The organism is Neobacillus endophyticus (genome assembly GCF_013248975.1).
GTDB lineage: Bacteria > Bacillota > Bacilli > Bacillales > Cytobacillaceae > Neobacillus > Neobacillus endophyticus.
Window position 1 is genome coordinate 3,369,663 of record NZ_JABRWH010000001.1, and the last position, 20,990, is coordinate 3,390,652.

Annotated in this window: 24 protein-coding genes and 3 pseudogenes; 16 read left to right on the plus strand and 11 right to left on the minus strand. The window is 36.2% G+C overall.

Going from position 1 to position 20,990, the window contains the following annotated elements; all coding sequences use genetic code 11:
* Positions 1-75 precede the first annotated feature (75 nt).
* The 5 genes and pseudogenes from HPT25_RS16655 to HPT25_RS16675 all read left to right on the plus strand — a co-directional run bounded on the left by HPT25_RS16655 (position 76) and on the right by HPT25_RS16675 (position 3,499).
* Complete coding sequence (locus HPT25_RS16655; protein ID WP_173066522.1) at positions 76-243, plus strand: hypothetical protein; 168 nt, start codon at positions 76-78, stop codon at positions 241-243.
* A gap of 545 nt (positions 244-788) precedes the next feature.
* Positions 789-989: a cold-shock protein gene (locus HPT25_RS16660; protein WP_071354810.1), complete on the plus strand. Its 201-nt coding sequence runs from the start codon at positions 789-791 to the stop codon at positions 987-989.
* Positions 990-1,382: 393 nt separating this feature from the next.
* Positions 1,383-1,538, plus strand: a complete 156-nt coding sequence (locus HPT25_RS16665) for a DUF3934 family protein (RefSeq protein ID WP_173066525.1) — start codon at positions 1,383-1,385, stop codon at positions 1,536-1,538.
* Positions 1,539-1,601: 63 nt separating this feature from the next.
* A pseudogene (locus tag HPT25_RS16670) lies at positions 1,602-1,952 on the plus strand (translocation protein TolB); the annotation flags it as partial.
* 324 nt (positions 1,953-2,276) lie between these two features.
* Positions 2,277-3,499 (plus strand): IS3 family transposase gene (locus tag HPT25_RS16675; RefSeq protein WP_173066528.1). Its coding sequence is split into 2 segments (ribosomal slippage): positions 2,277-2,565 and positions 2,565-3,499, totalling 1,224 coding nucleotides; the frame shifts between segments, so codons are not numbered across the junction.
* A gap of 226 nt (positions 3,500-3,725) precedes the next feature.
* On the opposite strand, the gene istB is transcribed toward HPT25_RS16675, so the two are convergent.
* A complete protein-coding gene (gene istB / locus HPT25_RS16680; protein ID WP_173066531.1) occupies positions 3,726-4,370 on the minus strand; it encodes an IS21-like element helper ATPase IstB in 645 nt (214 codons plus the stop codon).
* Positions 4,367-5,938 carry an IS21 family transposase gene (gene istA, locus HPT25_RS16685; RefSeq protein WP_173066534.1) on the minus strand — a complete coding sequence of 524 codons (1,572 nt, stop codon included), beginning with the start codon at positions 5,936-5,938 and terminating at the stop codon, positions 4,367-4,369. Before istA ends, istB begins: the two co-directional genes overlap by 4 nt.
* 281 nt (positions 5,939-6,219) lie before the next feature.
* On the opposite strand from istA, the gene HPT25_RS16690 reads away from it, so the two are divergent.
* Positions 6,220-6,723 (plus strand): hypothetical protein, encoded by a 504-nt coding sequence (locus HPT25_RS16690; RefSeq protein WP_173066537.1) that lies wholly within the window; start codon positions 6,220-6,222, stop codon positions 6,721-6,723.
* 187 nt (positions 6,724-6,910) lie between these two features.
* On the opposite strand, the gene HPT25_RS16695 is transcribed toward HPT25_RS16690, so the two are convergent.
* Complete coding sequence (locus HPT25_RS16695; protein ID WP_173066540.1) at positions 6,911-7,276, minus strand: DUF3888 domain-containing protein; 366 nt, start codon at positions 7,274-7,276, stop codon at positions 6,911-6,913.
* A 427-nt stretch (positions 7,277-7,703) separates the two neighbouring features.
* Here HPT25_RS16695 and HPT25_RS16700 point away from each other — a divergent pair, with 427 nt between their 5' ends.
* Entirely contained in the window at positions 7,704-8,252 is a 549-nt protein-coding gene (locus tag HPT25_RS16700; RefSeq protein WP_173066545.1) for a hypothetical protein, read from the plus strand.
* A gap of 193 nt (positions 8,253-8,445) precedes the next feature.
* On the opposite strand, the gene HPT25_RS16705 is transcribed toward HPT25_RS16700, so the two are convergent.
* Positions 8,446-8,898: a hypothetical protein gene (locus HPT25_RS16705; RefSeq protein WP_217269736.1), complete on the minus strand. Its 453-nt coding sequence runs from the start codon at positions 8,896-8,898 to the stop codon at positions 8,446-8,448.
* Positions 8,899-9,038: 140 nt separating this feature from the next.
* Entirely contained in the window at positions 9,039-9,425 is a 387-nt protein-coding gene (locus HPT25_RS16710) for a hypothetical protein (protein ID WP_217269998.1), read from the minus strand.
* On the opposite strand from HPT25_RS16710, the gene HPT25_RS16715 reads away from it, so the two are divergent.
* Entirely contained in the window at positions 9,425-9,535 is a 111-nt protein-coding gene (locus HPT25_RS16715; RefSeq protein WP_246277206.1) for an HAD hydrolase family protein, read from the plus strand. The two genes, HPT25_RS16710 and HPT25_RS16715, sit on opposite strands and share 1 nt — an antisense overlap.
* 291 nt (positions 9,536-9,826) lie before the next feature.
* Here the strand turns inward: HPT25_RS16715 and HPT25_RS16720 are convergent, their stop codons facing one another.
* From HPT25_RS16720 to HPT25_RS16735, 4 genes and pseudogenes are all read right to left on the minus strand, one after another.
* Positions 9,827-11,050, minus strand: coding sequence for an IS110 family RNA-guided transposase (locus HPT25_RS16720; RefSeq protein ID WP_173065436.1), 1,224 nt, complete (start codon positions 11,048-11,050; stop codon positions 9,827-9,829).
* A 560-nt stretch (positions 11,051-11,610) separates the two neighbouring features.
* Positions 11,611-12,090, minus strand: a pseudogene (locus tag HPT25_RS16725) (site-specific integrase); the annotation flags it as partial.
* Positions 12,091-12,355: 265 nt separating this feature from the next.
* Positions 12,356-12,565, minus strand: a complete 210-nt coding sequence (locus HPT25_RS16730; RefSeq protein ID WP_173066554.1) for a hypothetical protein — start codon at positions 12,563-12,565, stop codon at positions 12,356-12,358.
* Positions 12,566-12,707: 142 nt separating this feature from the next.
* The gene (locus tag HPT25_RS16735) at positions 12,708-12,890 is read right to left on the minus strand and encodes a hypothetical protein (RefSeq protein ID WP_173066557.1); all 183 of its coding nucleotides are present in this window, start codon (positions 12,888-12,890) and stop codon (positions 12,708-12,710) included.
* Between the two features lie 367 nt (positions 12,891-13,257).
* Here HPT25_RS16735 and HPT25_RS16740 point away from each other — a divergent pair, with 367 nt between their 5' ends.
* The 7 genes from HPT25_RS16740 (at position 13,258) to HPT25_RS16765 (ending at position 17,913) form a co-directional block, all read left to right on the plus strand.
* Positions 13,258-13,431 (plus strand): hypothetical protein, encoded by a 174-nt coding sequence (locus tag HPT25_RS16740; RefSeq protein WP_173066560.1) that lies wholly within the window; start codon positions 13,258-13,260, stop codon positions 13,429-13,431.
* A gap of 405 nt (positions 13,432-13,836) precedes the next feature.
* Entirely contained in the window at positions 13,837-14,433 is a 597-nt protein-coding gene (locus tag HPT25_RS16745) for a hypothetical protein (RefSeq protein WP_173066563.1), read from the plus strand.
* 243 nt (positions 14,434-14,676) lie between these two features.
* Positions 14,677-14,997, plus strand: a complete 321-nt coding sequence (locus tag HPT25_RS16750; protein WP_246277207.1) for a hypothetical protein — start codon at positions 14,677-14,679, stop codon at positions 14,995-14,997.
* A 288-nt stretch (positions 14,998-15,285) separates the two neighbouring features.
* Positions 15,286-16,227 carry a metallophosphoesterase family protein gene (locus HPT25_RS16755; RefSeq protein WP_173066569.1) on the plus strand — a complete coding sequence of 314 codons (942 nt, stop codon included), beginning with the start codon at positions 15,286-15,288 and terminating at the stop codon, positions 16,225-16,227.
* 360 nt (positions 16,228-16,587) lie between these two features.
* Complete coding sequence (locus HPT25_RS16760) at positions 16,588-17,016, plus strand: HTH domain-containing protein (RefSeq protein ID WP_173066572.1); 429 nt, start codon at positions 16,588-16,590, stop codon at positions 17,014-17,016.
* A gap of 261 nt (positions 17,017-17,277) precedes the next feature.
* Positions 17,278-17,424, plus strand: coding sequence for a hypothetical protein (locus HPT25_RS28380; protein WP_217269737.1), 147 nt, complete (start codon positions 17,278-17,280; stop codon positions 17,422-17,424).
* A gap of 183 nt (positions 17,425-17,607) precedes the next feature.
* Entirely contained in the window at positions 17,608-17,913 is a 306-nt protein-coding gene (locus HPT25_RS16765; RefSeq protein WP_173066575.1) for a hypothetical protein, read from the plus strand.
* 147 nt (positions 17,914-18,060) lie between these two features.
* On the opposite strand, the pseudogene HPT25_RS16770 reads toward HPT25_RS16765, so the two are convergent.
* Positions 18,061-18,189 (minus strand): annotated as a pseudogene (locus HPT25_RS16770) (transposase); the annotation flags it as partial.
* Positions 18,190-18,609: 420 nt separating this feature from the next.
* Between HPT25_RS16770 and HPT25_RS16775 the strand changes: the two are divergent.
* The gene (locus tag HPT25_RS16775; RefSeq protein WP_173066578.1) at positions 18,610-19,473 is read left to right on the plus strand and encodes an alpha/beta fold hydrolase; all 864 of its coding nucleotides are present in this window, start codon (positions 18,610-18,612) and stop codon (positions 19,471-19,473) included.
* 236 nt (positions 19,474-19,709) lie between these two features.
* Here the strand turns inward: HPT25_RS16775 and HPT25_RS16780 are convergent.
* Positions 19,710-20,932 (minus strand): IS3 family transposase gene (locus HPT25_RS16780; RefSeq protein ID WP_173066581.1). Its coding sequence is split into 2 segments (ribosomal slippage): positions 19,710-20,644 and positions 20,644-20,932, totalling 1,224 coding nucleotides; the frame shifts between segments, so codons are not numbered across the junction.
* Between the last annotated feature and the right edge of the window lie 58 nt (positions 20,933-20,990).

The window sequence follows — 20,990 nt, forward strand, 5'->3', positions numbered from 1 at the left end:
GCATAGGCTTCTTCAAAAAGTTTGTGATTAATTGTAATTACCTATCGGTTACTTTAGCATAGGAGGTAAAATACGATGTCTCACCCATATAAGGAATTCGAAAAGACTCCATTATGTAACATTATATATAAGGCTATTGAAGAACTGGTGGAAAATGATGATTTAGATCAAAAAAGTTCTAGAAAATACATCGTAGGTTATATATGCAAATTGTTAAATGAATCAAAATTCTTAAATAGCTAACTGGGGCTTTACTTTGACAACGATATTCAGTAATCGAGCGCGATTCTAAAACAAGAATTGTGCTTTTTTTAATGTTTAGGGCGTAAGAGTTAAGGATATGGTTGCTTAATACGTCAACCTTTACTTATTATGACTAAAGGGAGTTCAAGAATGGTGTTAAAATAATATTGTTTATAATACTTTAAATCAGAGAAGTTGGTTTTGTGACTAAACATAATCCAATAAATAATTTGAAGTTAAACCGTTTTATGCGAACTGAGACAGAAATTCAGTTATTCGAAAAAGCATTAGAAGAAATATGTTAAAGGTCCAAGTATAAAGCGAGAAATAATATTTAATTGCTTAATAATGAGTAGTGAAAGGGTGACTGGGAATTTTACGTAACAAATAACATGCTTGCAAATATTTACAGAAAATGATATAATAAAAATAGAATTATTTTTGTTCGGTGTAAAGGATATAAGTTTTAACTTTTCGTCTTGATGATCACTGAGAGCAAGGATAGTAATACATTGTGTGTACTTACACACTAGGAGGCAACAAAAATGGAAAAAGGTAAAGTAAAATGGTTTAATGGTGAAAAAGGCTTCGGGTTCATCGAACGTGAGGGCGGAGAAGACGTATTCGTTCATTTCTCAGCGATTCAAGGCGAAGGGTACAAAACTTTAGAAGAAGGTCAAGAAGTGACTTTTGATGTTGAAAAAGGTCAACGTGGACCTCAAGCAGCTAACGTACACAAAGCTTAATTTTAAGTATCATTTAAACAGGCTCTTATTTTAGAGCTTGTTTTTTTATTTTTCTTAAAAAACAAAAAACCCCACTCATGAATGAGTAGGGAACATGAAAACAGTAAATCAAATGGTAAACAAAGTGTAGCATATAAATAGGCAATTTCCTAATTCTTTTTAATTAGAGTGGCTGAAAAGCTGATCTTATTTTGAATTTGTTTTAAAACATGACCGATTTTCTTTTTCCACTAACAAAAAAGAAAGCTCTGTGCAGTTGATAATGTTTATTGTTTCTACTCTATAGAGACTGGTATGATTTTATTTATTGTAATTGCTTGGTTAATAACCGAGTAAAATGACTAAAACTAATCAGATAGGTTTTTCGACCTGGAATTATAATGGAGGGATTATATGAGTAAAGCTAACAAAAAAGGTGGAACCGGCAGAGGAACAGGCAAGAAGGGATGGAATCGTTGGCAAGCTAGTGCCAAAAAATTAAAAAGTGCCAAACCTTATATTAGTAAAGGTACAAAAAAAACGGATGTTGAAAATGACCACGAACAATAGTTAAAGTGACATATCCGAAATAAAGAGAATAAATGAGGAACGCAAGCCACTTTATTTATATTGGAGTTAGCACCTAAAGGTTATGTAGACCTTGATTTGGAATGGTTCTCTCCAGACAAAGTCATTGTAGCTCGTGCAAAAGAAAACAAGGAGTGGAAAGAAGGGCCTGTTCCAACGATGTTTACATCCCTTTATGCAATCAATTTAAAAACAGAAAAACAAAAACAAATCACATTTCCTAAGAAGAATGAACTTGATGAAGATCCTCAAGTTGTTAAAGATTATCTTACTTGGTTTCGTAAGAAGGACAAAGAATTTAAAGGGGATGTATGGGTAAAAATTGCTTTAACTGGTCAAGAGCATATATGGCTTAATAATGTAGATTACGCTCCAATATTTTTTACACCGAAGTAAAATCCTTAAGAGTATGTTGAATAAATCTTATTCAGCAATCGGGCCCGGTTCTTCAACAGAATTGTGCTCTTTCTTTATATTTAGGACCATTTTCTGGAATAAGGATTTTTACCTTTTAGCAAAAAATTCAAATAAACAAGGGGAAATATGGTATATTACATTCTGAGAAAAAAGGGGGAGAATGATGAAGAAATTTACTACATAAATAATTTTAATATCATTATTGTTGATATTATTAGGTGGTTGCTTATTAGCCCCAAAATGAACTTGGACAGTAAGAGTAAATTTTATTATACTGCTTAATGTACCAAGGAGGCTGACATCATGAAGCGAATAAAACATTCAAAAGAGTTTAAATTACAAGTCATTAAGGAAGCCCGAGAAACAGGAAATATTACCCTTGTAGCTCGTCGGTATGAATTGAATCCAAACATGGTTAGTCGATGGATCCGTGAATATAAAGATGGAAAATTTGGAGACATGGATGTAGCTGTTTTGCCAGACCTAGATTCCAAAGAATTATCTAAGGAAAATGAAAAACTCAAAATGATTTTGGGAGAAAAAGACCTTGAAATAGCGATTTTACGGGATTTAATAAAAAAGAAAAACCCTCACTTACTGAAAAACTTGAAGTAGCTGATCAATGGATTAACAAAGGCTATTCTATTTCAAAGGTGCTCAAAATTATCGGTATTCCTCGTTCCACCTATTATTATCAAAAGAACTACCGGGTGGAAGAGAAAAAAGTGAGTGAGGGTCGTCCAGCACCTGGTTATTCCTTTAATGAGGAAGGAAAAAAAGTATCGGATGAACAAATCAAAGAATTTCTGTTAGAAGAAATTGCAGGCGATGCTTATAACTATGGTTATCGCAAATTAACCAAAGTACTTCAAAGAAAATATAGCCTGACTATTAATAAGAAAAAGGTATATCGCCTATGTAAGGAACTTGGGATCTTACGACCACAACGACAAAAGAAAGTCTCTTTTCCACGTAAATTAGCACGAAATCGGATCATTAAAGCTTCTAATCAACTTTGGGAAGCAGATATTAAATACGGATATATCGAAGGAGAAGATCGCTTTTTCTTTGTCATGTCCATTATAGATGTCTATGACAGAGGAATCGTTGCCTATCATATGGGATTAAGCTGCACCGGAGATGATGTAAAACAGACTCTGCAAAGAGCGTTATTGAAACGCCAACAATATGCTAAAAAGGAAAAACCTGTGATTCGAACAGACAATGGGCCACAGTTTATTTCGCATACCTTTGAAGAGTTTTGTGAAAATTCGAAAATGGAACATGAAAGAATTCCACTAAGAACCCCAAATATGAATGCCCATGTAGAATCTTTCCATCGCATTTTTGAGGACGATTGCTTGTCCAGATGGCAGTTTGAAACCTATGCAGAAGCATATCAGGAAGTCATGAAATTTATGGTGTACTATAACGAAAGACGGATTCATTCCAGCCTTTTAGACTTGTCGCCAAAGGAATTCTATCAAAAACAAAACTCGTTGGTAATCAAGGAGGTCCGGGTATAATGGCCTGTACTTATTCAAAGCAACAGCTTGATTTGGAGTGGTGGGCATGATAGCCTTGGCCGGCGATGCCAATGTTTGAACCAGCTGGCTTCTTGGCAGAAGAATCATGCCCACAGAGGCTCCATGTCAAGCAACATGGCCTTTTTGAAGAATAACGAAAGAAATCTAGTAAATAAAAAACTAAGAAAATAAAAGAATAAGAGAGATATTGTCCAAAATTCGGGGGTTAACCCGCTATCAAGTCTCCCCAATCACTTGGCCCTTTATTGGATGTAAGAATGATAGATGCACTGTTGTAAAGCTCGTTAATCAAGTGAAAAAAAAGATTAGCCTCTTTTGAATCCATTGCCATAAACATTAAATCGTCGATGACAACCAAATTTGCTTCTCTAATCCTCTTGAGTCGTGCCTGAGATCTTCTTGTTATTTCCTCAGTCTTTAATGTGTGAATCAGTTCTCCCATTGAGATAAATGCAACTTTATAGCCCTTGTATATTGCTTCCAATCCTAAACCTATAGCTAGATGTGTTTTGCCAACTCCTGGGGGACCAAGGAGGATGAGATTGAACATCTGATCAAGCCAGTTCAGCTCGCTCAATTGTGTAAATTGCTTTCTGCTAAGCGATTGTTGTTCATTAAGATCAAACTCCTGAAGAGTTTTTTGGAAGGGAAAAGCAGCCCATTTCAGACGCTTTTCCATTTGTTTTTCTTCCCGTCTTTCTTGCTCATGCCCAAGCAATTTCTGAAGAAACTGGCTATAAGACCAATCTTCCGATTCTGCTTGCTGAATGATAGTCGGAACAACTTTAGCTGCCTCCGTCAACGTCAGTGATTTTAACTGATTCTGCATAGTTTCCAAAATCACGTTCATATGACTACTCCTTTAAATAATTCTTCATATTCCTTTGGATCTCTTACTGACGGCTTGGCCAATAAAATTGACTCATCGGCATCATTTAACGACTTTATTGGGTGAACTGCAGGGGACGGAGGCTTTGGATTAGTGTTCAATAAGCGTTGGCGTTTTAGGTATTCAACGACATCGCTGAAGTCATTTGCGCTGTAAAGCTTCTTTTTTATACACTCTTCCATTGCTTGATTCATCAGATCCTCGTCAAGTTCCTCTATCGTTCTTCGAATTAATTGAAGTTGATCCCGGATGTACCTTGGGTACCCATGATAGATATTTTCCAGATAGTCATTTGCCTGATCTGGGTTGTTGAATTTGGCTGCTAAATGAGAAATGTATTCTGGTATGCCTCGGGACCGGTCACGAGTATGGTTTCGATCCTGAACTAGCTTTCCCTTGCCTGTTTCTAGTCTATGGTCCGCAATTACATTTCTTTCTGCTTTATCGTGTATAACCAGACGCCCATCATCAGTAATTATCAAGTAAACCATCTTGTCTTTTTTATAAGTTCCGAGAGGAACAGAATATCGGTTTGACTGATACAAGATGGTATTGTCCTTTCGGACTGTCCTTGTTATACTCATCTTATTATGAAATGTTTTTTTGTTTGTGATCGGTCTTAAGTGTTGCTTTTCTTCGATGAACACTTCTGCCGGTCTTTTTTTTGTAGTGTTATGGATTTTACCGTTCCCGGTACGATCCAACCATTCCAAACACTGTTCGTTCCATTGGTCAAGGTTATGAAAAACCCGGTGTTTGGCAAAGTTTTTCTTGATGAATTTGACCGTATTTTCAATTTTCCCTTTGCTTTCTGGGTCAGCTTTACGACAAACGCGAAGATTAAGATCTCGTTCTTGCCGATAACCCTGAAACTCAGAAGTCAGGATGAGATCGCCAGAGTTCTCACTTACTACGATGAGAGAATCTTGATCATAAACAAGTTCATTAGGAATTCCTCCAAAGTATTCAAACGCGTTCTCATGGGTTCTGATTACATCCCTAGTGGTAAAGGGGCGATCAAGCCACTCCATATATTTATAACGGGAATTAGAAAGAACGAATGAGATAAAGTACAGTTTGACTTCCTTACCATTGGAGGCTTTCTGTTTGGTTTGACCAAAGTCAATCTGAGCCTGTTCCCCCATCGGGGGATCCTGAACAGCCTGATAACTTCTTGTGGGATGGGTCCTCTCAATATGATAAATCTCACGAAGCTCCTTTACATAACCTCTTACTGTACTTTCACCAACCATCAAGCGATTGTCTTTCTCCTTAAGCCAATCGAAAACCTGTGCAGCTGACATGTCTGGGTGGTCCTTAAGCCAAGTTAGAATCAACTCTTTATGTGGGTCAAGCTTCCTACTTCTGGTTCGGATAGAAGCCAACCATTCAGTCATGTCTTCAGGATCTCTTTGCAGATAGGTATAAACTGTATTCCTTGCGATATCTAGTTTCCTCGCAATCTTGCTTATTGAAAATCCTTTTTTCCTAAGCTGATGTATTTCCATATACATGAGCCACTTATCCACCTTTCCTAACCCCCATCATTGTAAAATTCTAGACTATTAAAATAGTTATTTTACAATGATAGGGCATGTATTAAAATAGGGGAACTATTGAAGTTTTCAGTTGGTAACCGGCCCTCGGGCCGGTTACCAACTGAATCCTCCCCCTTATCAAATTGGCAAATAAGTGTTCAATTTTATCTAGCGTTTTCTGACTACTTTAGTCTAGCAGTTACACGAAGCAGTTTAGTGTAATAAGGACTAATTGAAAAATAGGTGGAGATAATACCCTTTGAGGTGATTATATGCGTTTAATTCTACTCCCCCTTATATTTGTGATACTTTTGCTTCATAGCAATTCTGTTTCTGCTCAACCAGAAAATCCATTAGAAAGCCAAATAATATCATTTATGACAGGATTGCAATCTGAAAATCCTAAACAGACCGTTGAATTGTGGATATTAGGTGTAGAAAATAGAAGTGGGGCTGTACAGTATGCCTTGCTTTCACCTAGCCTTCAAAGACATACAAAAAAACAATTCGAAAAAAGAGGCTGGAGCACTGGACAATCAAGCCCTTGGGTAGAAAATTTTCGGATAACAAAGGTTGAAAAAATCAGTGATGAAAAAATTAAATTTACTATGACTTATTATTTAAGAAGTTCTTATAAAAACTTTGGGACTGGACAAAAGGAGATTACTTTAGGGAAAAATCCAGCAACAGGAAAAAGAACTTGGTTTATCACTAAAATAGTAACAAAATATAAAGAATTCGAAGGGGTTACACCAGCTGAAACAGTCATTAAATAAAGGTGATGTTTTAGATTCTGTTTTAATTGTGAAGAATTACACTTAAACTAAAGGGTGCTTGAGTTCAAGAAAGTAAGGCTGTTGCGGCAACTTTTTTCTTATTCAAGTAAATGGCAGGATAGTGGAAGTATATGAGAAAAAAAAGCACCCTTTTTACAATGGATGCCTTCATTTAAATTCGTTAATCCTATAATCTTCTGCTTTTGAAATCAATCGCCTGCCAACCTGGAATTTTGGAACGATAATTACTAAAAGTGATTGTCACTAAATCACGAGGGGGATTATGGGCACCTTCAAATGTCGTTACCTGAACCGTCACATCAAAGTCGAAGCTGCCTTCTCTTAACTTCTTGATTTGGAGAATCTGTTGGTTAGAATACTGCTTTGGTTTGCCGTAATGTTTCTCGATTTCTTTGCTAATTAAAGGAAATAACAAGGTGAGGATTAAGTCATCACGCAATTGTACATTATTTTTTGTTACGGTTTCAGCTCTAACTGGTGTAAATGGAACAAGAAACGAACAGGCGATAACTATAAGAATAAATTTTTTCATAGCAGACCTCACCAATAGTTTTCTCTTATTTTAATCAATTATGAACAGATTAATGCTTAAGTTCAGAATCTATAATAAACTTGATAATCCTTGTTCAACCATCTAATAGAAACTTAGGGATCTTCAACAATCGGGCGCAATTCAGGAGTAATGATAAAAGTCCAATTTCTTAAACTTAATGAGAAATTGGACTTTTTTATATTTATTTATAGTGCAAAATAGCGCTTAAAACAGGTGAAAAATAACTCCTAAAGTGACACCTTCCTCACAGAATACTTCGTATGTCTTATTTTAATTAGTTTGTTGCTTTGAGGTACAATTTCTTTGATGATTAAAGAGTCTTTGGTTTAAGAAATTGTAATATTTACCAAATATAAAAAGTGCTATAATTAAACGGGAAGTAAAATTTTGGAATGGGGTGAAGAAAATGTCAATCGAACACAATATTGATTATTATTCAGATTTCCGAAATGCAATAATGAATAACGCAGTAATGGTTTCAATTGATTTGAACAATACTATTTATCCTAAAAAAGCTTATAGGAATACAAATTGGCTTTTAAAATTGAATGAATCAAGGTTTGAATTTACGGACAAAAGGAACGGAAATAGTCTTTTGACAATTGATATGAATATGATTAATCAAGTCGAAATTGGACTTGCACAAACTTTTCTTGGAGAAGCAGCAGGAATATTTATGAACACCGTATTATTGAGTCGCGTAAAAATTGATTACAATAACGGTGAAAAAATAATTGTCTTATGTGAGTCTTTAGAAATACTCTCTAAACTATTCCATTTTGTACAAAAAAGTAACATGAACTTTACAGATCTGCTTAATGTTCAGAGCGAATTGAATAATGTTACTGATAGCGAATTAAGAGAGTATTTGACAAAAAACTATCAAAAATTATTAAAGCAGTCGAATTATAAAATCGAAGAATTTTTTTATCAAAACCTAAAGACTATTTCATAATTTATGAAGATATGTACTTAAATTATAGGGTAATTTACTTCAATAACGATCTTCAACAATCGGGCGCTTTTCCAGAGCAACAAGAAAGCCAAATTTCTTAATTTTAATATTGAGAAATTTGGCTTTTTATTTTGGAATTGGAAATACCGATAAAAAAAGACCAAATGTAATAGTCCATCTGAACTTTCTCTTCTTATCGCGTTAAAGCCATATGCGTACTCATGAAATCGTTCAAAACTGCAAATGCGTTCATCATTTCTTCATAATGTAGCTTTTCTTCTTCATCTTTTACCAATTCTTTAATATTCCTTTCAAGCGAATAACCTTTTTCATACAGCCAGATAAATCCCTCTATAGATTTATCTATAGCCATTGCTACCTTATCATTTGGAACAATATCTCCTGTTTGGATTCCTCTATATTTAATCAACTGCAAATCCATCACTTGATAGACCAGACGTTCTTCTTTGTTTTCATTTTTGTTTAAGGCATTTAAATACTGACGGATTTCTTCTATTTCTTCCTCCTCCATTTCTTGCACCACCATTTCTTGCTCCTCTTTCTCTCTTTTTAGCTCTTCCTCTTCCCGTTTTCGGTCCCGTCTTGCCGTGATGTAATTACTGAGAGAGAGAATAAAAGCTATCAATGATAGGCATAATGAAAAAGTTGACATCAAACGCTCACTTCACTTGTCTTTTTGGTATAAAGAGGGTAAAAGTAACATACAAGTAAATGCTGGAGGAAAGGAGCAAGCTCCTTCCCTCCGTTTGAGGTTCTTAGAACTCCTTAACGCTTCCGACGTTGGGAGTTCTTTTTCTTCTTTTGTTTAGCGACCTCTATCTTTAACTGGAGGTAGAGGCGCTTTTCTCTTTGCTCTAGGTAGCGCAGAGTCGCAACACCTAAAACAACCAAAGAAGCTAAGATTCCTTTATCACACACTTTTCTTCTTTTATTCATTCCCAAATAAACTATAAACCATTTTATAAAAAGAGTTGTTAAAAACAACAAAGTTGCGAAAACAGCCTTTATTTTATTTAAAAGCATGGATGCCAAGCTTTCGCCTGTCTTTTTATTTTCAGGAGGTCCGGTGGTATAGCTGCAAAGGGCGCAGCCATGCACCTTAAAGGCATGGTGGGCAAGCTTTAGGCTTGGATATGTGTTACCCTGTTGCAATGGGAAATGCCATAACAGAACTAAAAGAATTAGCTAAAGAAGCAACTGAGACCAATGATAACGATGGAGTGGCAAAAACTTTGGATTCCTTATTCAACGGGTTGCGTTAGCTCAATATGACATAGTGGTAAAGTATTAATTTATATATATATAGATCTTCAACAATCGGGCGCAATTCTGTAGTAAGAATTGCGCTTTTTCCTTATGTTAAGGGCCAGATTGTTGCATAACAATGTGAAGAAAAAAATGAATATTGCGAATAATTTCACTTGAACTACCATGAAAATAAACATCTGTAACTTTGAGAAAATGGCAATACTTAAGAAGACGCAGCTCATTAGTTTTTTAAAAAAAGGGGAGAGCGCCAAATTCATTGATCAATGGTATTTTAGTGAACCGGTTTAAGAGGCTTTAGGTTCTTCCAACGTAACGGTGTAACCTAAACTTTCGAGTCGTCTTAGAGAATGCCGAACAATTGATTGTTGTCTTTGCTTATCAAAGTAGTCTTCACCTAAGTCTACATACATTTCTTTTCGGGTTAATAGATAATAGGAGATACGTAACATTGCGTGAGCGACTACAATACCAGCACGTTTCTTACCCTTTCGGGATGCTGTTCGCCTATACAGTGCACCGAGATAGTTTTTAGATCCTCTTACTGAATGAGCTGCTTCGGTTAACGCCGATCTTAAATACTTATTTCCTTTTTTAGTTTTGACTGATTTTCTTTTTCCAGCACTTTCATTTTGCCCAGGAACTAATCCTGCCCAAGAACACAAATGAGCTGCAGAAGGGAATTGCTTCTTCACATCAGTCCCAATTTCAGATAGGATTTGCTCAGCCATTCTGGTCGCTATTCCAGGAATCGAATCCAATCGTGATACATCTTCTTGATGAGAGCTGACTCTTTCCGCAACTTCTTGATCGAGCATCTCGATTTGTTCAGTCAGAAAATCAATATGACTTAAAATGGTTTTTAACATGAGGCGTTGATGTGAATTGATATAGCCTTTTAGGGCAAGTTCCAATTCTTCTTTCTTCTTTTTCATAGTGCGGCGTGCAAAGTTTGCTAGTTTTTCAGGATCCTCTTCACCATTTGCAATGGCATCAAGCATATCTCGTGATGAAACACCCAACACATCTGAAACAACTGACCCCAACTTAATGTTCGCGCCTTCTAATACCTTTTGGATTCGGTTATGTTGTCTGGCACGTTCCTCAATAATACTTCTACGATAGCGAACGAGTTCACGCAATTCACGTTGATTTCGGTCAGGGATATAACTGGCTTTAAGTAATCCATGGCGAAGAAGTTTGGCAATCCATTCTGCATCCTTCACATCCGTCTTTCGTCCTGGAACTGCCTTCATATGTTGGGCATTCACCACTAAAAACTCAATATCCTCAGCTTCTAGTAAGTTCACAATAGGTTTCCAATAAACACTCGTGCTCTCCATGGCGACATGAGTACAATTATGTTGTTTAATCCAGTCAACCAACTGTAAAAGAAATACAGTTTTAGTAGAGAACGTTTGAATCTCCTTTCCTTCTGGTGTCAAAATACAGGCAGTAATATTGTCCTTATGGACATCCATACCGCATGCTCTTTCAATGACTACATCCATTGAAAACTTCCTTTCTACGGCGATGATTATTATTAGAGGCTGGTGCAACAACCAGAATAGGATTAATCTACCATGTGTGCTTCCCGTAAGGGAGCGACAGTCAGTGGTGCACCGTGGTCGGTGGAGTCAGACTAACGGATGGGCTCTAACGCACCATAGTTCATCGACCTTCCTCTCCAGCCGTAGAATCAGTATTGACGGTTTAAAACCATTTTCATTCTCTGTGGTGAAGCGTTGATTTTTGCGCTTCATGGATGGCTAACGGGGCAGTTTAGTTCCATAAGAGTCCTATTGGAATAAATTCTTTCTATGGTTTTCCAATCAATTAATTAGGGCTTAATTAAATTATACAATTTTAGTTGCATATAGATGAAAGCCTGACCAATAAACAGTAGCTAGAATAATATATCTTGAAGGAATTTTAATCCTTTAAATTACAATGGAATGGAGGAATTAATATGCCAAGAGGACGCAGTGGTCGTTCTAGCCGCCGTACAAGCCGTCGTTCGAGCCGTCGGTCGAGCTGTCGTTCAAGCCGTCGTTCAATTCACTCGATTAGTTTCCCGTTCCTTATCACCTTTACCTCTTATCACGGCGGATCTGTTCGACCAGTTAATTCTGTTTCTATCTAAGGTGACAATCTCTCCGATACGGCATCCGGTGGAGAACATAAATTCAAACAGTGCTTTTTCCATTGGATTACTGCAGGCTTCGCGTAGATGCTCGATTTCCATTTCGCTTAAAAATTTAGGGATTCGTTTCCCAGCTTTAGGCTCTTTTATTTTAGCTGCTGGGTTCTTAGGGATATGTCCTTCTTCATGTGACCACCGAAACATTGATTTGATAAACCGAATGCGATGAGCCAAACTGGCGGGTTTGAGGCTTTCACTTGATTTGGCTAGATAAGCTTTTAATTGGTCTGTCGTGACGGCTTCGAGTGGCACATCTTTAAAAAATCGTATTAGTAAAATGGATTGGAGTTTGTATGCTTTTAATGTTTGAGGAGAAAAGCCTTCGATTCGTTTGTCGGCTTCGTACATTTCCTATGCTTTAGATAATAACAATTTCATCTCTCCTGTTTCTTTTTTCCAGGAATTATTGACTCCAATGACGAAATTGAAACAGCAGTTGTTATTAAGCTAAAGTGCAGGTTAATTTAAGAAAATAGACACCCAGGGGATTATTGGCTCAGTGGTTATGAAGGTTCACAATTTCTAAATCTCATAAAAATTCTATGCGCATCCTGGCTTACTGTATAACTTGAAGGACCCTATGGTGATTCACCCCAATAAAAAAAGCATCCGATTATTCGGATGCATACTTAATTATTCCATGTATATAAACTGAGTATTCTCTCTGGACATATTCTCTTAATTTAATTCTTTTTTCTGCCTCTAATATTCTAACCATTTCTTGAATCTTTTTTTCACTTTCTTTTGTTGTAGGAATCTCTAATGAAAACAAATTACCTTGACTACTATTTAGTAATTTTTTTAATAACTCAACTTTACTCATTGGATAATCCCCTTTATTTACTAATATTCGACATAAAGGCGACTTTTTCCTTGGAACATCATATATTGTTTCAAGTTCTACCTGCTTTCCAAAAAAAAATTTGAATACAGATACTATGACAGGAATGGGGTAGCTTTTTTTATTAGCTTTTTTTATAACTACCTTTTACCAATCTAATCATATCACGCCCTGATATCTTACCTGTTTCATGATAACCTTTTTCATCACGCAAACTCAAGTTCCAGCTACTATCGTTATCTTCATTTAACCTATATAACTTATTGGTAAAAACATTTGTATAAAAATCTCCATTTCTTAGCCTCATACTATCCCCCCTCTAATGTATATAAACTGTATTATACCCAAGATATTGACCTGGAGCCTTTAGAAATATACAAAAATCCTGGATATACAGGGGAAAGAAGTTAATCAGAGAGTAGGGCCAGAGCATGAGTGCCTTTTCGTTTGTAATCCAAGTTGTAATTTACCCAATTTTTTTAAAATTCGCACTTCAAATAATAACCAATTATGATGATTAAGAAGTCTTATATAGAGCAGATTTCTTCACAATATCAATACTTCTATGTTAAGTTTGTTTAAACATGGGTGCGACTTGCAACTATGTTTACAGTTTAAATTTTTTAGCCAATGGGAAAGATAATAAGGAAGATTTGGAAAAGGAGGAATGAAGAATGGATGTTTTATTAACATCAAAGCAAGTCATTACTCAGATCCAGAATTTACACAACGAAGGTAAATCTCTAAAGAAAAAAGAGGTAAAACAACTTTATCCTGATTTAATGCGGAGTGCTTTGCATTATTACCCAAGTTGGCAACATGCCCTAGAAGAAAGTAAAGTAGGTTAGAGTATCTAACACATCATGCCATTTAAATACCATGAAATCTGTTAACAAAAGAGCCATCCATCTGGATGGTTTTTTTATATGTATAACTCTTTTTAGGAATGGCACAAAAGCACAAGAGTTGCAATCGAATCAATAACTAGTATCGCTTTTACAATGTTCAGGTAACTATTTAGATTTGTGAAATGTTACACTTAAAGTAACGGGTGCTTTTCTACAACAATATTCAGTAAATTATATTCAACAATCGGGCGCGTTAATCGAAGAAAGATTAACGCTTTTTTTGTTGAGTTATAAAGATAACTGAGAGGTTAGCTTAACAAGGGCACACAAAAATTCTATTGATAAAGAACCATTATGATAAACTTAATTTTAGATAACAAAAGGCACCAATCGGAGGATTTAAGTATGTTTGACTACCCAATTCACAATGTCCCAAGAGAAATTGAAGAAAAAATGGAAAAAGCAAAATATCCGAAAAGGAAACTTAGAATCCTTAATGAATGGGCATTAAGTACGTTCCCAGAAAGGCTGGAAATTTTAAAGAAAGCCTTTGAGAGTGATGGTGGCGTGCTTGACTATACACCTGAATCTTTAATGCCTATATGGGATTGGGCTTTTGAACATACGATAAAGGAAATGGTGTCCGAAGAGGAATTAGATGAAAAAACTGCTAATTTAGGCCCACTTGCCAAAGTGATTCATAAACAATTAGCGAAAGAAAGGTTCACGGAACAATCGCAAACCCTTTTAAGAGATGTAGGTATTTATTTGGGAGAAGTTCTAAAGATGAAGCATCCTAAATTTTTTTGGGATATGGAGTTAAAATACAAAAGAAGTAACAATTTCGGAAAGGTTGTTCTTGCAGGATATACGGGCGAATACAACGTTGACCTTCAAGGGGTAGTCGTAGCGATTAGATGGAGAGATGATGAACAAGGGCACGACACAGAACGATTATACAAAATATACATAGCGCAACACGAAGTTGCTTGTTTTGAATAATCTTCATCTTTAATTAACGTATGTGTCGTTCAACAAGCTTTGATTGATTTTAGGGCTAAACACATATTTCGTTATTCCATATTAGGGTGCAAGAATTGAAGAATTTATGGACAGCAGCAGTTTATTTTTTATTGTCGTTAATTCGTTAAATGGGAGTATAGTAAAATAACAAAGTTATTTTATATTTACAAAAAAAGGGTGAATCTTATGTCTTATAACCATATTATTTTAGAGGTATATTGTTTGAATGGAATTGGGGAGAAAGAAATTGAAACTACTCCAGATTTTTGCCCCAAAGTCCATAAACCTGGATTCCATTGTCTTGAAAATAATTGTAAACATCATAGCTATACATATGCTCCTTATGAGATTGCTTATGCTGATAAAAATGGCTTAGTACCCGATTCAGATTGTTGGATTGGCTTTGGAGGGGATATGGAGCCAGAAGATTATAACGAAGAAAAAATAACAAATCTAAAAAAATTATGGAGAGATGTTTGTAAAGCGAAAATAGAGGAAGCGTATGAAGAATTTATGCAAAAAGCTGATTTAAAAAATAAATAAAGGACAGCCACCAAAACAAAAAAAATCGTTATTGAACTTATGGTCAATAAAGAAAAATAAATGATCTTCAACAATCGGGCGCTATTCAGGAGTAATGATAAAAGTCCAATTTTTTAATTTTAATGAGAAATTGGACTTTTTATATTTATTTATGATGCAAAATAACTCCTAAAGTGACAGGATTAAGCTAAAGCTAACTTTAGTTGGAAATGATTTGATTGTTAACTAATGCGAAGGAATTCATGACTATGTGTCGAATTATGGAAATAGACAAGTGGAGGTGGAGAGATGAAAGATTTGTATTTTCGAGATAACGGTTCTTTTACCATTGTTCAGTTTACAGATTTACATTGGAAAAATGGTAATCCAAAAGATATTCAGACATACTCGTTGATGAAGCGGATTTTGGAAGTTGAATCGCCGGACCTTGTAGTTTTTACAGGCGATGTCATACATAGTGAGGAATGTGAAGATCCATTCGACTCTTACAGAAACGCTGTTAGGGTAGTAGAGGAATTTGGTATTCCTTGGGCATCTGTTTTTGGAAATCATGATGCGGAAATGAACTGCTCAAAGACTGAGTTGATCAGTTTGCAACATGAGCATCGACATTGTTTAACAGAAACTGGTCCTGAATTAGAGAATAGATTTGGTAATTATCTTTTACGAGTTAAATCCAAAAAATCAGATGAATCAATTATGGCATTATATATGTTTGATTCAGGGAGTAACTTAAATCATCCGATCGGTGGATATGAATGGATAACACATAGCCAAATTAACTGGTATAAAGAAAATTCAAGACAATTAACAATGTCAAACAAGGGAATGCCACTACTGTCCTTGGCGTTTTTTCATATACCCTTACCTGAATACAACGAAGTATGGAACTATCATATATGCTACGGTCATAATTACGAAGGAATGGGTTGTCCAAAAGTTAACTCTGGTCTGTTTACTGCATTTCTTGAAATGAATGACGTAAAAGGTGTTTTCGTTGGGCATGACCATATTAACGATTTTTGGGGCGAGTTACACGGAATTCGCCTCTTTTATGGCAGGGCTACGGGTTACAACACCTACGGAAAAGAAGGGTTTTCCCGAGGGGCAAGAATTATTCGTTTATTTGAAGAAGATCGATCTTACCAATCATGGATTCGATTGGATGATGGTACAAAAGTTGATCATCAACAACGACATGATCCTGATCATGTTTGGAAACGTATTTAAAGGACATTTTCACTAAAAGGGGTACAGCCACATAGCCTTCAAGTTAATTTTAATGCACCCCCAAAACGAAATTTTAGCCTATCTTGTAACAAAGAAGCTCATTTTATCGTTTTGGGGGTATTCTGTTTTCTTGGCTTGATGGGCATGTGGCGAGACCCCTTAAAGTAACTTAGTGCTTTTGTTCAATAACGATCTTCAGCAATCGGGCGCAAGAATTGAACAACGATGGACTGTTTTTCAGCAGTCCATTTTTTCATGGTCGTTAATCCGTTAAATGGCAGGTTACTTTAAGAAGGAATTTAAACAATTGGTATTGAACTACTGACGTATAGACATATATTTACAGGAGGATTTAATTTAATGGATATAAAAAGTGGTGACCCAAGAGATAATTTAAAAGTCATTCTTGAGGAATTTAAAATAACTCCTCAAACATTTGGCTTAATAAGTGGGTTGGACGAAGAAAAAGTGCAGGATTATGCTAACCATAACAATGATTTGAGTTTTTTGCCAACTGAGAAGTTGTTAGATATTACGGATATGATATTGTTTCAGTCGGTTGGTATGAAAGATGTAACACCAGATGAAAGGGTTTCATCTATAATAGAGCATTTGATGGGTTCTTATAATATTTCATTTGAGACATTAGCTATATATGCAAACATAGAAGAAAAAGAGCTAAAACAATTTATAGATGATTACGATTCTTTATCATTTGAAAAACGCTATCGGTTAGCAGTGGTAGTTTTATTCTTACATTTTGTAATATCAAAAAAATATTATGGATAGTGCTAACTCTTAAAAACTTCACTACATCTTGTTCCACTATCGAGCGCTATTTTTGAATAAAACAATTTTTAGAAACAACTTTATTTTACCCCCATCCTAAAATCAGGACGGGGGGTATGCATGTTTGAGGTTTTAAAATTAAATAACTTATTGTCAATCTACAAGTGGCCCCAAAAAGAAGGAATTCTTGCCGTACCCCTTTTACATTTTATTCTATCTATCATGCCGTTTTTGGACTTATCTCGGACTTACCCCATATCCATGCAGAAGAGCATAAACCAGATGACACATCTAAATGTAGAAGTCATTATCGCACTTCTCGGCATCGATCAGCAAAAATTTGAGCAATGGAAGATAGCAATTGATCTCTCTAAACCGACACTGATCGACATTGTTTGTTTACAGTAATAAAAGTGTATGATATGTTTATACCATAATCTTCATGCTGAAGGGGATGGGGTCGAGTGAATCATACCAACCTTGTCTGCTCGATCCACAAGGAAAAGCTGATCGAACGCAGCGATGACGAATACAGTCACCTTAGACACCACAATAAAATAAACACCACTTAAATCAATGGAGGTAGGTAAAATGAAACATCTTAAAAAGGTATCTTCAATCACAATGGCTACACTTGCATTAACTCTAGCTCTTTCCGCAACGAGTGCTTTTGCCGCAGGTTCGTTTCCAGCTCAAGGAGGTCAAGGAGCACAAGGAGCTCCTACCCCTACAACTACAACTAATCCTATAACCAATCAAACAGCTCCTACACAAACAAGTACTACCACAGCAGGTGCTAACCAAGCTGGAACTACTGCTACAGGTACTACTTCAACAGGTGGCAACCAACCAAGTACAGGTCCAGTTGCTACCCCTCCAAGTACCTTAACAAAATAGTAAAGTAAGACTAAGACAAAAACACCTGACTCTTTACCAGAGTCAGGTCAGATTGAGAAAAGCATGATTTTGGGCTTTTCGATACTAAAGATGGGTGGATAAAGCTCATATTCGTGCGTATTATCTATTGGAAACAGCGATCGCCCTCTACTTTGCCTTCTTGGCAAGGTGGAGGGCGATCTTTTTTATGTTCTGAACGGTTGCAGTCATCAACGCTTGTTCCTGGACGTTATCCCTACCGCGTAAACGGCAATAGCGAAGTCCATGGAGCTGCTTATCGACCTTCCTCTCCCAGCCGTAGTAGGGGTTCAGCCGAGATACGTGTAAAAATGGGTCATATGCTTACTTTTATTTCCATCCGATAACCCCTTTTACATTTATACCGGCGTAGCTTTGAAATAAAGTCACGATGTTTGTAAAAAAGATGCGATGTTTTCCCCCTTTGGATACGCTTTGTCTAAAGGGTTTTTTAAGGTAAAAATGACATAACATTATTCAGCAATCGGGCGCGATTCTTCAACAGAATTGTGCTTTTTCTTTATTTATAGGACCAGATTGTAGAATATTCGAAGGATAAATCGTGAATATATCGAAGCTTCTCTATTAAGAGTCTATTTGAATAAAAGGTTCTACTAATGAACAAACGAGAAAAACGTTATAATTGGGAAAAAGATGTTAATAAGAAGGTGAGTGCCAATGGAAAGAAAATTCGATACAGTTATCGTTGACGGTAATACCATTGAGTATTCCATAACAGAAAAAGGAGAAATACCGGTATTTGTGATGCATGGTGGACATTCCAATTGCTATGAGGAATTTGGATATAGAGCATTGGTTCAGAACGGCTTTTCTGTGATTACCCCTTCAAGAGCAGGATACGGTAGGACGACCAAAGAAATTGGGGAAAGTTTATATAAAGCTTGTGAGTACTATATGAAACTATTGGATCACTTAGAGATTGAAAAGGTTCACCTCCTATCTGTTTCGGCAGGTGGACCCACCGGGATATATTTCGCTTCCCATTATCCACACAGAGTCAAAACGTTAACCCTACAAAGCGCTGTTACAAAAGAATGGCTTACACCCAAGGATAAAGAATATAAAATAGCGCAAATTTTGTTCCGTCCTCAACTTGAAAAAACAACATGGAAACTTATTTCATGCATAAATAATCGTTTTCCTAAATTTATCTTTAAACAAATGTTGTCTTCATTTAGTAAGCTTTCATATGCAGAGATGAAGAGTAAGATGGCAGCCGGAGATATTGATGAAATTCGAAAAATGAATAATCGCCAACGGTCAGGCCATGGTTTTTTAATCGACTTATTACAGACAAAAGAAGTTACATTCAAAGACTTGCAAGCTATTTCTTGTCCGACTTTAATTATGCATAGTAAACACGATGGAGCAGTCTCATTTGAACATGCTTATTACGCTCAGCAACAAATCACGGATTCCGAGGTATGTTTACTCGATTCATGGGGGCATTTAATATGGCTTGGTCAAGAGTCTGAAAATGTAAATGAAAAGCTTGTAGAATTTCTTACACGCTATTCTTAAACCGGGTTAACCCCCGAATTTTGGACAATATCTCTCTAATTCTTTTATTTTCTTAGTTTTTTATTTACTAGATTTCTTTCGTTATTCTTCAAAAAGGCCATGTTGCTTGACATGGAGCCTCTGTGGGCATGATTCTTCTGCCAAGAAGCCAGCTGGTTCAAACATTGGCATCGCCGGCCAAGGCTATCATGCCCACCACTCCAAATCAAGCTGTTGCTTTGAATAAGTACAGGCCATTATACCCGGACCTCCTTGATTACCAACGAGTTTTGTTTTTGATAGAATTCCTTTGGCGACAAGTCTAAAAGGCTGGAATGAATCCGTCTTTCGTTATAGTACACCATAAATTTCATGACTTCCTGATATGCTTCTGCATAGGTTTCAAACTGCCATCTGGACAAGCAATCGTCCTCAAAAATGCGATGGAAAGATTCTACATGGGCATTCATATTTGGGGTTCTTGGTGGAATTCTTTCATGTTCCATTTTCGAATTTTCACAAAACTCTTCAAAGGTATGCGAAATAAACTGTGGCCCATTGTCTGTTCGAATCACAGGTTTTTCCTTTTTAGCATATTGTTGGCGTTTCAATAACGCTCTTTGCAGAGTCTGTTTTACATCATCTCCGGTGCAGCTTAATCCCATATGATAGGCAACGATTCCTCTGTCATAGACATCTATAATGGACATGACAAAGAAAAAGCGATCTTCTCCTTCGATATATCCGTATTTAATATCTGCTTCCCAAAGTTGATTAGAAGCTTTAATGATCCGATTTCGTGCTAATTTACGTGGAAAAGAGACTTTCTTTTGTCGTTGTGGTCGTAAGATCCCAAGTTCCTTACATAGGCGATATACCTTTTTCTTATTAATAGTCAGGCTATATTTTCTTTGAAGTACTTTGGTTAATTTGCGATAACCATAGTTATAAGCATCGCCTGCAATTTCTTCTAACAGAAATTCTTTGATTTGTTCATCCGATACTTTTTTTCCTTCCTCATTAAAGGAATAACCAGGTGCTGGACGACCCTCACTCACTTTTTTCTCTTCCACCCGGTAGTTCTTTTGATAATAATAGGTGGAACGAGGAATACCGATAATTTTGAGCACCTTTGAAATAGAATAGCCTTTGTTAATCCATTGATCAGCTACTTCAAGTTTTTCAGTAAGTGAGGGTTTTTCTTTTTTATTAAATCCCGTAAAATCGCTATTTCAAGGTCTTTTTCTCCCAAAATCATTTTGAGTTTTTCATTTTCCTTAGATAATTCTTTGGAATCTAGGTCTGGCAAAACAGCTACATCCATGTCTCCAAATTTTCCATCTTTATATTCACGGATCCATCGACTAACCATGTTTGGATTCAATTCATACCGACGAGCTACAAGGGTAATATTTCCTGTTTCTCGGGCTTCCTTAATGACTTGTAATTTAAACTCTTTTGAATGTTTTATTCGCTTCATGATGTCAGCCTCCTTGGTACATTAAGCAGTATAATAAAATTTACTCTTACTGTCCAAG